This is a genomic window from Pseudomonas alkylphenolica (genome assembly GCF_000746525.1).
Lineage (GTDB): Bacteria > Pseudomonadota > Gammaproteobacteria > Pseudomonadales > Pseudomonadaceae > Aquipseudomonas > Aquipseudomonas alkylphenolica.
On the sequence record NZ_CP009048.1, the window covers coordinates 3,935,156 to 3,948,362 of the forward strand.

Annotated in this window: 13 protein-coding genes; 4 read left to right on the forward strand and 9 right to left on the reverse strand. The window is 59.6% G+C overall.

Annotated elements, in window-relative coordinates; translation table 11 throughout:
* Positions 1-198 precede the first annotated feature (198 nt).
* Entirely contained in the window at positions 199-714 is a 516-nt protein-coding gene (fabA, locus tag PSAKL28_RS18045; RefSeq protein WP_028945338.1) for a 3-hydroxyacyl-[acyl-carrier-protein] dehydratase FabA, read from the forward strand.
* 11 nt (positions 715-725) lie between these two features.
* On the forward strand, positions 726-1,946 hold the full coding sequence (gene fabB / locus PSAKL28_RS18050; protein WP_038613087.1) for a beta-ketoacyl-ACP synthase I: 1,221 nt from the start codon (positions 726-728) through the stop codon (positions 1,944-1,946).
* A gap of 117 nt (positions 1,947-2,063) precedes the next feature.
* Here the strand turns inward: fabB and PSAKL28_RS18055 are convergent, their stop codons facing one another.
* The 3 genes from PSAKL28_RS18055 to PSAKL28_RS18065 form a co-directional block, all read right to left on the reverse strand.
* Positions 2,064-3,689 (reverse strand): methyl-accepting chemotaxis protein, encoded by a 1,626-nt coding sequence (locus PSAKL28_RS18055; protein ID WP_038613089.1) that lies wholly within the window; start codon positions 3,687-3,689, stop codon positions 2,064-2,066.
* A 138-nt stretch (positions 3,690-3,827) separates the two neighbouring features.
* Positions 3,828-4,292 carry a DUF3859 domain-containing protein gene (locus PSAKL28_RS18060; protein ID WP_038613091.1) on the reverse strand — a complete coding sequence of 155 codons (465 nt, stop codon included), beginning with the start codon at positions 4,290-4,292 and terminating at the stop codon, positions 3,828-3,830.
* Between the two features lie 85 nt (positions 4,293-4,377).
* Positions 4,378-5,382: an amidohydrolase family protein gene (locus PSAKL28_RS18065; protein ID WP_038613093.1), complete on the reverse strand. Its 1,005-nt coding sequence runs from the start codon at positions 5,380-5,382 to the stop codon at positions 4,378-4,380.
* A gap of 115 nt (positions 5,383-5,497) precedes the next feature.
* Here PSAKL28_RS18065 and PSAKL28_RS18070 point away from each other — a divergent pair, with 115 nt between their 5' ends.
* Positions 5,498-6,358 (forward strand): pirin family protein, encoded by an 861-nt coding sequence (locus PSAKL28_RS18070; RefSeq protein ID WP_038616854.1) that lies wholly within the window; start codon positions 5,498-5,500, stop codon positions 6,356-6,358.
* Between the two features lie 75 nt (positions 6,359-6,433).
* Here the strand turns inward: PSAKL28_RS18070 and PSAKL28_RS18075 are convergent, their stop codons facing one another.
* The 4 genes from PSAKL28_RS18075 to PSAKL28_RS18090 form a co-directional block, all read right to left on the reverse strand.
* On the reverse strand, positions 6,434-7,159 hold the full coding sequence (locus PSAKL28_RS18075) for a dienelactone hydrolase family protein (RefSeq protein ID WP_038613095.1): 726 nt from the start codon (positions 7,157-7,159) through the stop codon (positions 6,434-6,436).
* Between the two features lie 56 nt (positions 7,160-7,215).
* Positions 7,216-9,120 (reverse strand): molecular chaperone HtpG, encoded by a 1,905-nt coding sequence (htpG, locus tag PSAKL28_RS18080; protein ID WP_038616857.1) that lies wholly within the window; start codon positions 9,118-9,120, stop codon positions 7,216-7,218.
* Positions 9,121-9,225: 105 nt separating this feature from the next.
* On the reverse strand, positions 9,226-9,687 hold the full coding sequence (locus PSAKL28_RS18085; protein ID WP_038613097.1) for a PaaI family thioesterase: 462 nt from the start codon (positions 9,685-9,687) through the stop codon (positions 9,226-9,228).
* Positions 9,684-10,160: a PaaI family thioesterase gene (locus tag PSAKL28_RS18090; RefSeq protein ID WP_038613099.1), complete on the reverse strand. Its 477-nt coding sequence runs from the start codon at positions 10,158-10,160 to the stop codon at positions 9,684-9,686. Before PSAKL28_RS18090 ends, PSAKL28_RS18085 begins: the two co-directional genes overlap by 4 nt.
* A gap of 156 nt (positions 10,161-10,316) precedes the next feature.
* Between PSAKL28_RS18090 and PSAKL28_RS18095 the strand changes: the two genes are divergently transcribed.
* Positions 10,317-10,583, forward strand: a complete 267-nt coding sequence (locus PSAKL28_RS18095; RefSeq protein WP_038613101.1) for a hypothetical protein — start codon at positions 10,317-10,319, stop codon at positions 10,581-10,583.
* Positions 10,584-10,657: 74 nt separating this feature from the next.
* On the opposite strand, the gene PSAKL28_RS18100 is transcribed toward PSAKL28_RS18095, so the two are convergent.
* Together PSAKL28_RS18100 and brnQ are read right to left on the reverse strand one after the other, a co-directional pair.
* A complete protein-coding gene (locus PSAKL28_RS18100; protein ID WP_038613103.1) occupies positions 10,658-11,401 on the reverse strand; it encodes a DUF599 domain-containing protein in 744 nt (247 codons plus the stop codon).
* Between the two features lie 258 nt (positions 11,402-11,659).
* The gene (gene brnQ / locus PSAKL28_RS18105; RefSeq protein ID WP_038613105.1) at positions 11,660-12,973 is read right to left on the reverse strand and encodes a branched-chain amino acid transport system II carrier protein; all 1,314 of its coding nucleotides are present in this window, start codon (positions 12,971-12,973) and stop codon (positions 11,660-11,662) included.
* Between the last annotated feature and the right edge of the window lie 234 nt (positions 12,974-13,207).

Genomic DNA, 13,207 nt, shown 5'->3' on the forward strand with positions numbered 1-13,207 from the left:
AGTCTTATAGACTGGACAGGCTGCTTTGAAAGCCTGAAAATAAAATTTCAGTGCACAAGTGTACTTCTTTGCCCCGTGCGCTGTGACTTTCACTACAACGCAATAGTCTATGTGTAGGCTGCCGCCCCAAGCACAAGCGTTTTGGGTCGGCCGGGAAGATTTGCCCCCCTGCCGCACGGGGATTATTGAGGAGCTCGCATGACCAAACAAAACGCCTTTACTCGGGAAGACCTGCTGCGCTGCAGTCGCGGTGAGCTGTTCGGCCCAGGTAACGCGCAACTGCCCGCCCCGAATATGCTGATGGTGGATCGTATCACCCACATCAGCCAGGAAGGCGGCAAGTACGGCAAAGGTGAATTGGTCGCCGAGCTGGATATCAATCCAGACCTGTGGTTCTTCGCCTGCCATTTCGAAGGTGATCCGGTAATGCCGGGCTGCCTGGGCCTGGACGCCATGTGGCAGCTGGTTGGCTTCTTCCTCGGCTGGCAAGGCCTGCCAGGCCGTGGCCGCGCCTTGGGTTCGGGCGAAGTGAAATTCTTCGGCCAGGTCCTGCCGACCGCTCAGAAAGTCACTTACAACATTCATATCAAGCGCGTCCTCAAGGGCAAGCTGAACATGGCCATCGCCGATGGCTCGGTCAGCGTCGACGGCCGTGAGATCTACACCGCCGAAGGCCTTCGGGTCGGCGTATTCACCTCCACTGACAACTTCTAAGGGTTATCCGCATGCGCCGCGTCGTTATCACTGGTCTGGGCATCGTTTCGTGCCTGGGCAATGACAAAGAGACCGTCTCCGCCAACCTGCGTGCAAGCCGCCCTGGCATCCGATTCAACCCGGAATATGCCGAAATGGGTCTGCGTAGCCAGGTTTCCGGCTCCATTGACCTCAACCTCGAAGAACTGATCGACCGCAAGATCTTCCGTTTCGTTGGTCACGCTGCCGCCTACGCCTATCTGGCCATGGCCGACGCGATCAAGGATTCGGGCCTGACCGAAGAGCAAGTGTCGAACCCGCGTACCGGCCTGATCGCAGGTTCCGGCGGCGCCTCGACCCTGAACCAGATGGAAGCGCTGGACATCCTGCGCGAAAAAGGCGTCAAGCGCGTTGGCCCGTACCGCGTCACCCGGACCATGAGCAGCACCGTTTCGGCGTGCCTGGCCACCCCGTTCAAGATCAAGGGCCTGAACTACTCCATCGCCTCCGCTTGCGCCACCAGTGCACACTGCATCGGTACCGCGATGGAGCAGATCCAGATGGGCAAGCAGGACATCGTCTTCGCCGGTGGTGGTGAAGAAGAGCATTGGAGCCAGTCGTTCCTGTTCGACGCCATGGGCGCGCTGTCCAGCAAGCGCAACGACACCCCGGAAAAGGCCTCCCGTGCCTACGACGCCGACCGTGACGGTTTCGTCATCGCCGGTGGTGGCGGTATGGTTGTAGTCGAGGAACTGGAGCACGCTCTGGCCCGCGGCGCGAAAATCTACGCCGAGATCGTCGGCTACGGCGCGACCTCCGATGGCTACGACATGGTTGCCCCAAGCGGCGAAGGTGCCATCCGCTGCATGCAGCAGGCGCTGTCCACCGTCGACACCCCGATCGACTACCTGAACACCCACGGCACCTCGACGCCGGTTGGCGACGTTGCCGAAATGAAGGGTGTACGCGAAGTGTTCGGCGACAAGGCACCAGCCATCAGCTCGACCAAGAGCCTGTCCGGTCACTCCCTGGGCGCCGCCGGCGTTCATGAAGCGATCTACTGCATGCTGATGATGGAAGGCAACTTCATTGCCGGTTCCGCCAACATCGACGAGCTGGATCCAGAAGTGGCTGACCTGCCGGTTCTGCGCGAAACCCGCGAAAATGCCAAGATCGACACCGTGATGAGCAACAGCTTCGGTTTCGGCGGCACCAACGCCACCCTGGTGCTCAAGCGCTGGGAAGGCAAGTAAGGGCTAGCCCCTTATGCTGAAACGCCCCGACTCGTCGGGGCGTTTTTGTTTATGTATCGCGGGGCAAGCCCGCTCCCACTGGCGTACTCTGTGGGAGCGGGCTTGCCCCGCGATAACTCACACCGAAAAACGCCCTACCAAGCCATTCAAATCAATCGCCAACTGCGACAACGCCTGACTCGCCGCATTGGTCTGATTGGCCCCCGCCGAGGTCTGCAACGCCAGATCGCGGATATTGGTCAGGTTGCGATCCACCTCGCGCGCCACTTGTGCCTGCTGCTCGGATGCGCTGGCGATCACCAGATTGCGCTCGTTGATCAGGCTGATCGCCGCGGCAATCTCTTCCAGCGCCGCCCCCGCGGCATGTGCGCCTTCCAGGGTACTTTGGGCACGCTCGTTGCTCTGCTGCATGCCCTCCACCGCGCGCTCAGTGCCTTGCTGGATACCATGAATCATCTGCTCGATTTCCCGGGTCGACTGTTGCGTGCGATGCGCCAAGGCCCGCACCTCATCCGCCACCACGGCAAAACCACGCCCGGCATCCCCGGCCCGGGCCGCTTCGATCGCGGCATTGAGGGCCAGCAGGTTGGTCTGCTCGGCAATGGCACCGATTACATCCAGCACTTTGGTTATTCCGTGCACCTGTTGCGCCAGTTGGCCAACCTCCTCGGCATTGGAGGTCACGCCTGCCGCCAGCGACTCGATCGAAACCACGGTCAGACGCACCTGCTCCCGACCCTGGCGGGCAATGCGGTCTGATTCGCGCGATGCTTCGGAGGTGGCCACCGCATTGCTCGCCACCTCCTCCACCGCCGTGGTCATCTGATTGACCGCCGTAGCCGCCTGCTCGATCTCCTGGCTCTGCTGCATCAAGCCGCGCGTGGCATCTTCGGTCACGGCGCTGAGCTCCTCGGAGGCCGAGGCCAACTGACTGGAGGAATCGGAAATTCTCCCGATGGTCTCGCGCAAGCTTTGCTGCATCTGCTTGAGCGCCGCCAACAGCCGCGCCGGTTCGTCCGCCCCGTGCACGGCAATCTGCGGGGTCAGGTCGCCGGTTGCCACTATCTCGGCCACCTGCAGTGACTGGGCCAAAGGGCGAACGATACTGCGGGTCAGGGTCAGCGCCAGGATAACGGTCATCAGCAACGCGCCGAGCAAAAGCGCGATCACCCAGACCCGAGCGTTGTTGTACACGGCTGCGGCCAGGTCGGTAGCCTTGTTGGCGTGGAGGTTATTGAGCGCAATCAGTTCGTTGAGCGTGGCAGTGAGCTGGTCGGCCAGCTGGTTCATTTCGCCGTTGACCACGGCGGTCGCGGCATCGACCTGGCCCTGCAGCGACAACTGGGTCACCTGAGCCTGCAACCCCATGTACTGCTGCTCGATCTTCAAATAGCGATCGAACAGCGATTGCTCTTCCGGCAGGACAATCAGCGCCTGATACTGCTGTTGCGCCTTGCTCAGGCCGGCCTTGATGTCCTCGATGCGCGCCTTGTTCTGCTGCAGCGACTGCGGGTCGCGATTGATCAGCAAGCGCAGGGTCAGGGCGCGAATGCGCAGAGTGTCCTGGGTCATCTGCCCCACTGCGACGACACTGGGCAACCAGTTGCTGTCGACCTGCTCGGACTGCTGGCGCATGCTGGTCATCTGCATTAGGGCGAAAACCCCCAAGGCAAGCACCAGCAAGGCCACCAAACCGAAGCCCAGGCCCGCCCTGGGCGCGATATTCATGCTTCTCAAGTTCATCTTCCGGCTCCCTCCAAAAGCGCTGCACAAGGATGCAGCTGTCCCTTGCTCTAGACGATATCGGGCCGTGGAAGATTTGCCTTAGACGAAAACATGATATCAAAATGCCTGCTCATCGCGACGGCAGGCGCACTCTGCTCAGCGCACGGTAAAACGCTGCTCGGCGAGCAGACGGTCACCCTGAAAGACCATGAAATGCCATTGCCCCGGCACTACTTCGTGGTTTTCAGTGAACTCGTAAGCCATGACATCCTGGGCCGCCCCAGGCACCAGCTTCTGCACCACTTCGAATTTGTCGTGGCGTTTGCCATCCGGCGTGCGCACCCCAGGGGTGAAGTACAACAGGGTCAGCGGCGTGTCGTCCGCCACTTTGCCTTCCAGACGGTAACGCATGCCAAACTTGCTGCCCAGGCGCGCCGGAATCTGGTCGGTGGACTGGATAGTCTGGTTGCTCTGGGTCAGCACCCGCTCACCGGGCTGAAAATTCTGGTGACGGGTTTCAAACAGGCCATATTCAATCGGGCCTTCGACCCGGACCTCTGCACCGGCCAGGCCACTGACCAGCAAAAGCCCGCACACCGCACTGAAACGACTGAAAAACATGATGCACTCCATCAGGATTGATGGCGGCAGGCTATGACGCTGGCATGACAGACTGATGACAACTGCACATCCGACAGCGGCGTCCCTAGCGTTGTTTCGGCAATACCGCGAGAAAATTGTCCCGCGCAACCTTCTGCGCCACATCCGCTGGCAAGGCATCGAGGAAAGGGTCGAAGCCGTGCAACTGCTCACCCAGGCTGTCGAACCGTCCGACCACGTCAGAGCCGAGCATGAAGCGCTCCGGGAAGCGTTTGACCAGCGCCAGCCACTCAGCCCTGGGTTTGCCCTGCTCGTCCAGCAGATAAGGCTGCAGGACGCTCCAGGACAGATCGATGTACACGTTGGGATAGGACTCGAGCAGACGCGACAGGGTCGGCAGGAGGAAATCCAGCCGGGTCTGGTGACGGTGGATTTCCATGCTGCTGCCGGCATGCGCCCAGATGAAGCGGGTGTGCGGATGATTGCGCAACGGCTCTTCGATTTCGGCCAGGTACAGTGGATTGCGCTCACGCTTGGAGGTGATGTTGGAATGGATCAACACCGGCAGGTCCTGCTCGGCCGCCAGATGATAGATACGGGTCATGGCTTCGTTGTTGGCCCGTGGCGTATCGCCGCTGGTCAGCGCCGTCAGATCGTCATGCCGGGTAAAGACTTCACCAATGCCCTGCCAGAGCCCGGGGTACAGGTCGAGCATCCGCTCGATATGCGCCACTGCATTCTTGTCCACCGGGTTGAAGCCGGTCAGGAACGGATGAAAGCGCTGACGCTGCCTGGGTTCGAGTTTTTCCAATGCAGCGGCGACGTAGATATCGGTGGCGCTGTACCAATAGGCATCGGCATCGTCACCGGCGTAATAGCGCGGGCGTTTGGGTTCATCCTCGTGCCATTTTTTCGCCACCGCCACACCGGAGATCATCGACTGATCGATACGCGCCTGGTCCATGGCCTCGAGCAATGCATCCATGCCTTCGCTTTCCTGAAAGAAGTCTACGTAGTGCAGGTGTGCATCGCTGTAGCGGTACTCCCGCGCCTGCACGCTTTGCAGGGTCAACCCCAGCAACACGATCCAGCCCAGACTTCTGGCAAACATTGTGTATTCCTTGTTGGCGATTCAGACAGGGTAGACCGGTCAAGCCGCAGTGCAGTTCAGACGCTGCCTGTAACAGGTTATGCTCAAGCTCATCATCCCCGGCCTGGAGCCCACCGTGAGCCATCCCCTGGTCATCCGCCCTCGCGCCGAATCCGTCGAAGGCCAACCGATCCTGCGCCCCCTGCCGTCGGCACAATGTCGCAGTGTCGGACCGTTCGTGTTCTTCGATCACATGCTCGAAACCGATTACACCGCCGGCAATGGCGTGAACATTCGCCAACATCCACATATCGGCCTTTCTACCCTCACCTACCTGTTCGAAGGCGAGATCCTGCACAAGGACAGCCTTGGCTCGGATCAACGGGTCAAGGCCGGGGACGTCAGCTGGATGACCGCGGGTAGCGCCATTGCCCATGTCGAGCGCACGCCGGCAGACCTGCTGGAAAAGGGTTCACGCCTGCATGGCCTGCAAGTCTGGCTGGCGTCTCCCAAAGACAAGGAACAGGGGCCCGGACATTACAGCCACCACCCGGCTGCAACCCTGCCGGTCAGCGATAGTCTGGGCGTGAACATCCGTATGATTGCCGGTAGCGGCTTCTGCCTGATGTCTCCGGTGCCGGTGCTGTCGCCGACCCTCTATGCCCTGGTGCAGATGCAGGCTGCGACTACCCTGACCATCCCCAATGAGCATGCCGAGCGCGCACTGTATGTAATGGACGGTGAAGTGAGCCTCAACGACGAAACCGTCGAGCCCCACAGCCTGGTGGTATTACCCGAAGGCGAGGAAATGAGTTTGTATGCTGACAGTGAGAGCCGCCTGGTGCTGTTCGGCGGCGCAGCCCTGGACGGGCCACGGCGGATGAACTGGAACTTCGTGGCCAGTGATCCGGCGCTGATCGAGCAGGCCCGGGCGCGCTGGGCGGCTGGTGATTGGCCGACGGTGCCGGGGGAAAGCGAGCGGATCGAGTTGCCTTGAAATTGATCGCGGGGCAAGCCCGCTCCCACAGAGTTTTCGCTATCCCGGTGGGAGCGGGCTTGTCCCGCGAAGCTGTCAGACTTTGAACACATCATCCAGCAAGTTATACATCGCCCGGAACGCGCGCTTGGAGGTTTTGGCGTCGTACTTCATCTTGCCCGGCATGTTCGCTGCGGTATCAGTGAACGAGTGCACCGCGCCACCGTAGCTGATCAATTGCCAATCGACCTTGGCCGCGTCCATCTCGGCCTCGAAGGCCGGCAATTGCTCCTTGGGCACAAACGGGTCAGCCGCACCGTGCAATACCAGCATCGATGCCTTGACCTTGCCCTCCTGCGCCGGCAACGGGGTGTCGAGCGTGCCATGGAAAGACACTGCCGCCAGCAGGCGTGCATCTTCACGGGCCAACTCCAACGCACAGCATCCGCCAAAGCAGAAGCCGAAGGTGCCCAGCTTGGCTGGCTCCAGCACCGCCTTCGATTGCCCCAGCAACTGATCCAGCGCCGCTTTCATGCGTTTACGCAGCTCAACCCGGTCATTCTTCAGCGGCATCATCGCCGCACCGGCTTCATCCATGTTCGACGGTCGCAGGGTCTGCCCGTAGATATCGGCGAGCAGCACCACATACCCCTGGGCGGCAACCTCGCGGGCAATCCGCTCGGCGCCTTCGCCGACCCCCATCCAGTTTGGCGCCATCAGCAAACCAGGCTGCTCCTTGGCACCCTGGGTATAGAACAAACGACTCTCATAGGCTTTGCCGGCAACATGATAGACCAGCGATTCGACGGTAACCTTGCTCATGCACTCCTCCTTGCACCATGAAAAAAGCCCGCCGAAGCGGGCTTTCCTGAGTCTACTTAAGCCGACAATTCGACCAGCAGCTTGTTCAGGCGACGAACGTACGCCGCCGGGTCCTTCAAGCTGTCACCTGCCGCCAGTGCGGCCTGATCGAAGAGGATGTGCGAGAAGTCTGCGAAACGGTCTTCGCTCTGCTCGTTGTCCAGCTTCTCGATCAGCGGGTGACCCGGGTTGAATTCGAAGATCGGCTTGGAGTCCGGCACCTTCTGCCCGCTGGCTTCGAGGATCTGGCGCATCTGCAGGCCGAGGTCCTGTTCACCAATGGCCAGGATCGCTGGCGAGTCGGTCAGGCGGTGCGATACCCGCACTTCGCTGACGTTTTCGCCCAAGGCGGCTTTCAGACGCTCAACCAGGCCTTCCTTCTCCTTGGCGACTTCTTCCTGGGCTTTCTTGTCCTCTTCGGAGTCCAGCTTGCCCAGGTCCAGATCGCCACGGGCGACGTCGACGAAGTTCTTGCCGTCGAATTCGCTCAGGTAGCTCATCAGCCACTCGTCGATACGATCGGTCAGCAGCAGCACTTCGATGCCTTTCTTGCGGAAGACTTCCAGGTGCGGGCTGTTCTTGACCTGCGCGTAGGATTCGCCGGTGAGGAAGTAGATCTTGTCCTGACCTTCCTTGGCACGGGCCAGGTAGTCGGCCAGGGACACGCTCTGCTCGCCGCTGTCGTCGCTGGTGGAGGCAAAACGCAGCAGGCCGGCAATCTTCTCTTTGTTGGCGAAGTCTTCGGCCGGACCTTCCTTCATCACCTGACCGAAGTTTTTCCAGAAGCCCTTGTACTGCTCAGGCTCGTTCTTGGCCAGCTTCTCGAGCATGTCCAGCACGCGCTTGGTCAGCGCCGATTTCATCGAGTCGATGATCGGGTCTTTCTGCAGGATTTCCCGCGAAACGTTCAGCGACAGGTCGTTGGAATCGACCACACCCTTGATGAAGCGCAGGTACAGCGGCAGGAACGACTCGGCCTGGTCCATGACGAACACGCGCTGAACATAGAGCTTCAGGCCGCGTGGTGCTTCACGCTGGTACAGGTCAAACGGTGCACGCGCAGGCACGTACAGCAGCGAGTTGTACTCAAGCTTGCCTTCGACCTTGTTGTGGCTCCAGGCCAGCGGGTTCTCGAAGTCGTGACCGATGTGCTTGTAGAACTCCTGGTATTCCTCGTCCTTGATCTCGGTACGCGGACGGGTCCACAGGGCACTGGCACGGTTGACGGTTTCCCACTCTACCGCTGGTTTCTCTTCGCCTTCAGCGGCTTCGACCTGTTTTGGCAGCTCGATCGGCAAGGCGATGTGGTCGGAGTATTTCTTGATGATGTTGCGCAGACGCCAGCCGTCGGCAAACTCTTCTTCATCCTTTTTCAGGTGCAGGACGATACGGGTGCCGCGCTCGGCCTTGTCGATGGTGGCAACGTCGAATTCGCCTTCGCCCTTGGAGGACCAGTGCACGCCTTCAGCGGCCGGTGCGCCGGCACGACGACTGAACACATCGACCTTGTCGGCGACGATGAAGGCCGAGTAGAAGCCCACGCCGAACTGACCGATCAGGTGCGAGTCTTTCTTCTGGTCACCGGTAAGGTGCTTCATGAAGTCGGCAGTGCCGGACTTGGCGATGGTGCCCAGGTGAGTGATCACGTCCTCACGGCTCATGCCGATGCCGTTGTCTTCGAGGGTGACAGTTTTGGCGTCTTTGTCGAAGCTGACGCGAATCTTCAGCTCGGCGCCGCCTTCGAGCAGCTCAGGCTTGGCCAGGGCTTCGAAACGCAGCTTGTCGACCGCGTCGGAGGCGTTGGAAATCAGTTCGCGAAGGAAGATTTCCTTGTTCGAATACAGGGAATGGATCATGAGGTGCAGCAGCTGCTTCACCTCGGTCTGGAAGCCCAGGGTTTCTTTTTGAGTTTCCACACTCATGGTCTTCAACACTCCAATCTGATGGCAGTTGTCGCTCGGCAGGCGGGCACTACGGCCCGGGCCTGCTTTCACGGCGGGATGTCATGCAGATGGGGGCGCGAGAAACTATTTCAAGGGCGCATTGATTTCTTCGATCTTGAAATGCGCCCGCGCGGTGGCAATCGGCTCATCCTGGTTGCCCTGCCAGGCGTTGATCGCAACGTTGGTCACCCGCCGCCCCTGGCGCCAGAGCTGGCAGCGGGCGTAGGTGTCGCGAAAATGTCCGGCGCGCAGGTAATCGATGGAAAAATCGATGATCTTCGGAATCGTCGCGCTCTCGGTGAAAATCAGCAGGTACAGTGCCGCCGACAGCTCCATGAAACCGGCAATCACACCGCCATGGATGGCGGGCAGCAACGGATTGCCGATGTTGTCCTTGTTAGCCGGCAAACAAAACAGCAAATCGTCGCCCTGACGGCTGCACTGGATACCGATCAATCCCGCATACGGGATCAGCTGCAATAGCGGCTGGTAGTTTCCTTGTGCGTGAGCCTCACGCAATTGCTGATGCACATGAGGAGGAATCATTGCGCACTCCCCTTCAGCGCATTGCCAAAGTTCAGCCCGCCCTTCACGCCTTTGCCCAAGCGCATGAAGGTGCCGACCACCTGGGCAATCGGCTGCTCGGGATCGTCCTGATAGGCCATGCCGCGGGTAAAGATCACATCGCGGGTCACCCGGTAGCAGTGGGCGTGGCCGTAGATGTCCAGTCCGGCTTTGGCCGGGTGCATGTAGTCGATGCGCAGATCGAGGGTCGGACAGACTTCGAACTCAGACAGCGCACAGAGTGTGGCCATGCCGCAGGTGGTGTCCATCAGGGTGGTCAAGGCACCTCCGTGAATGGCGCCGGTCTGGGGATTACCGACGATCTTCGTCGAATACGGCAGCAACAGGGTCATGCCCTGTGCATCGGCGTGCTGTACTCGCATCTGTAATATCTGGCAATGACGCAAGGCACCGAGGAATCGCTCGGCCATGGCCATCAATGCAGTCTCACTCATATCATTAAGGTCCTTGTGGTTATCAAGACAATGCACAAGCCTAGAAAAAAGTCTATATAGATCTGACACTTATATATCTGTAATGTAGGCGGAACTTCTGTCCGTTACTTGAGCTCAAAGGAACAAGTAACTTATTTCCCCAAGGAGAAACACCCCATGCGTAAACCTTTTGCTTTTGCCGTAATGCTGGCCGCCGCTCTGGGTCTCGCTGCTTGCGATAAAGCCAGCGAAGACAAGGCTCAAGATGCTGCGCAACACACCGAGAACGCCCAGCAGAAGATGGACGAAGCTCAGGATAAAGTGAACGAGGCCGCAAAAGAAAACGCTGAAGCCGCCAAAGACAGTGCTGAAGCGCAACAGAAAGCCGCTGAAGAAGCTGCTAAAGAAGCTGCTCCAGTTGCTCCAGCCGAGCCTGCCAAGTAAGCAAGCACCCTGGAACGAAAAAAACCCGACATTTGTCGGGTTTTTTTATACTTGGCCAATTCCGCTTTAACGATTCAGTTAACAGCGGTTTCTTTACTCGCATCCACCACCGGCGCTTCGGTCGGGGTATATACCATCACATCCAGCACATCGGAGTGAAACTCACGCCGGTACAGTACCAGGACAACCCCGGCACTCATCAGCATGAACAACCAGGGGCTGATAAACCAACTGAGCATGGCCATGCCGAAATAATAAGAACGCAAGCCGAAGTTGAACTGGTTGGCAGCCATGGAGATGACCCGGGCGGCACGCTGGGCGAATGCCTTGCGCTCCATCTCAGTGACATGCCGTTCACCGATCATCGGTGCCGAGCCCACCAGCACTGCGGCAAAGTTGTACTGACGCATGCACCAGCTGAAGGTGAAAAAGGCATAGACAAACACCGTGGCCAGGCACAGCAGTTTGATTTCCGACATGCCCTGGGTTGCCTGCTGGACCAGCGGCAGGTCCGCCAGTAGTGATACAGCGCGATCCGAAGCACCGAGTACGGTGAGGATACCGGCAAGGATGATCAACGTGCTGGAGGCAAAGAACGAGGCGTTACGCTCCAGGTTGGCGATCACGCTGGCATCGGCGATACGGTTGTCACGCATCAGCATGCGGCGCATCCAGTCTTCGCGGTACAGGTGCAGCACGCTGGCCAGGCACGCAGTATCACGGCCCTTCCAGGTGGCATAGCGGGTATAGCCGCCCCAGCAGACCACGAACCAGCAAGCCGCCAGCAGATGATTGAGATTACTTTGAATAAAGCTCATGCAAGGTCCCGGTAAAGAGGTTCGTGCACAGTAAAGCGCACTGACCGGCTTTCGACGCTTGGCCGCAGAAAAAGACACGTTCGGTAAGAGCGGGCTTGCCCCACGATACGATGTAAGCGAGTGATTGCTGTCGCGGGGCAAGCCCGCTCCTACCGCCGTACAAACAAAAAGCCCCGCATCCTTGTGGATACGGGGCTCGGAATCTGCCCTGCCCGACGTGCTATGGCTTGTGGCCGACGTCAGGCATGCGGCTTATTCTCAGGCCAGCGCTTCGCGCGGCTTGCCCAGCATACGGTCACAAACTACTGCTACCGCCAGGGTCGCCACCGAAGGCACCAGCCAGGCCAGGCCCTGATCGCTCAGTGGCAGGTGGGCCAGGGCATCTGGCAGCAGGTGCGCCAGGGTGGTGCCCTTGATGGCGTCAACCATGCCAAACAGCAGCGATACCAGCATCACCGGGGCCAGGATGCGTACCTGGGAGTTCCAAAGCTCTTTGCAGAAGCTCAGACCCACCACCACGATGCATGGCGGATAGATAGCGGTCAGCACCGGAATCGAGAACATGATCAGCTTGGTCAGGCCCAGGTTGGAGATCAGCAGCGAGAAGCCGCACAGGATCACCACCAGGGCGCGGTAGGACAATGGCAAAACCTGGCTGAAGTACTCGGCACAGGCGCACGTCAGGCCCACGGCGGTAACCAGACAAGCCAGCGCGATCAGCACAGCAAGGAATCCGCTGCCCAGGGAGCCAAAGGTGTGCTGCACATAAGCATGCAGAACCGCCGCACCGTTGGTAGCGCCGGCAGCAATTTCATGGCTGCTCGCGCCCAGACGGAACAGGCTGATATACACCAGCGCCAGGCCGACACCGGCGATCAGGCCGGCGATGATGGCGTAACGGGTAATCAGCCTCGGCGACTCGACGCCACGGGAACGAATGGCATTGACGATAACGATACCGAACACCAGCGCGCCGAGGGTATCCATGGTCAGGTAACCATTGATAAAGCCCTGGGAGAACGCCGATGCCTCATAGGCTGGCAGTGCGTCACCGCTGGTGCCGGCCGGCAGCATGAATGCGGCAATGCCCAGAGCGGCCAGGGCGATGATCTTCAGCGGCGCCAGGAAGCGGCCTACGGTATCGAGCAACTTGCCCGGGTACATGGACACGGCCAGCACTACCAGGAAGTACACCAGACTGTAGATGAACAGCGCCGTCGGGCTTTCGCCGGTCAGCGGCGCCAGGCCTACCTCAAACGACACCGTAGCGGTACGCGGGGTGGCGAACAGCGGGCCGACCGACAGGTAGCAGACAGCCGCAAGCAAACCACCGGCAATCTTACCGATAGGGCTGCTCAGCGCGTCCATGCCACCGCCAACTTTGGCCAGGGCGATAACCGTGATGACCGGCAGGCCAACTGCGGTGATCAGAAAGCCCAAGGCCGCCATCCACACATGCGGACCGGACTGCAGACCGACGATCGGAGGGAAGATGATATTGCCCGCACCGACGAACAACGCGAACGTCATAAAACCAAGCGCCAGGATGTCCTGGCCTTTCAACACTTTCATTAAGGAAATACCACACTTCTGAAATCGGGATTTAGAGAGGGATTTCCCCTTGGGTGAGGGAAATATGTAGCCCGTCCGGATGAGACAAGCCCTTTAAAGCATGCCCGTGCCCTTTTGGGGCACCGACACGAAAGTGCGCACAGTGTAACCAAGTTGCACCAACAGCGCACCGGTGCCAGACAAGGTGTCCGATGAGCGCATCTGTTTGTCGCCTGGATGACAGCAATTCGGGTG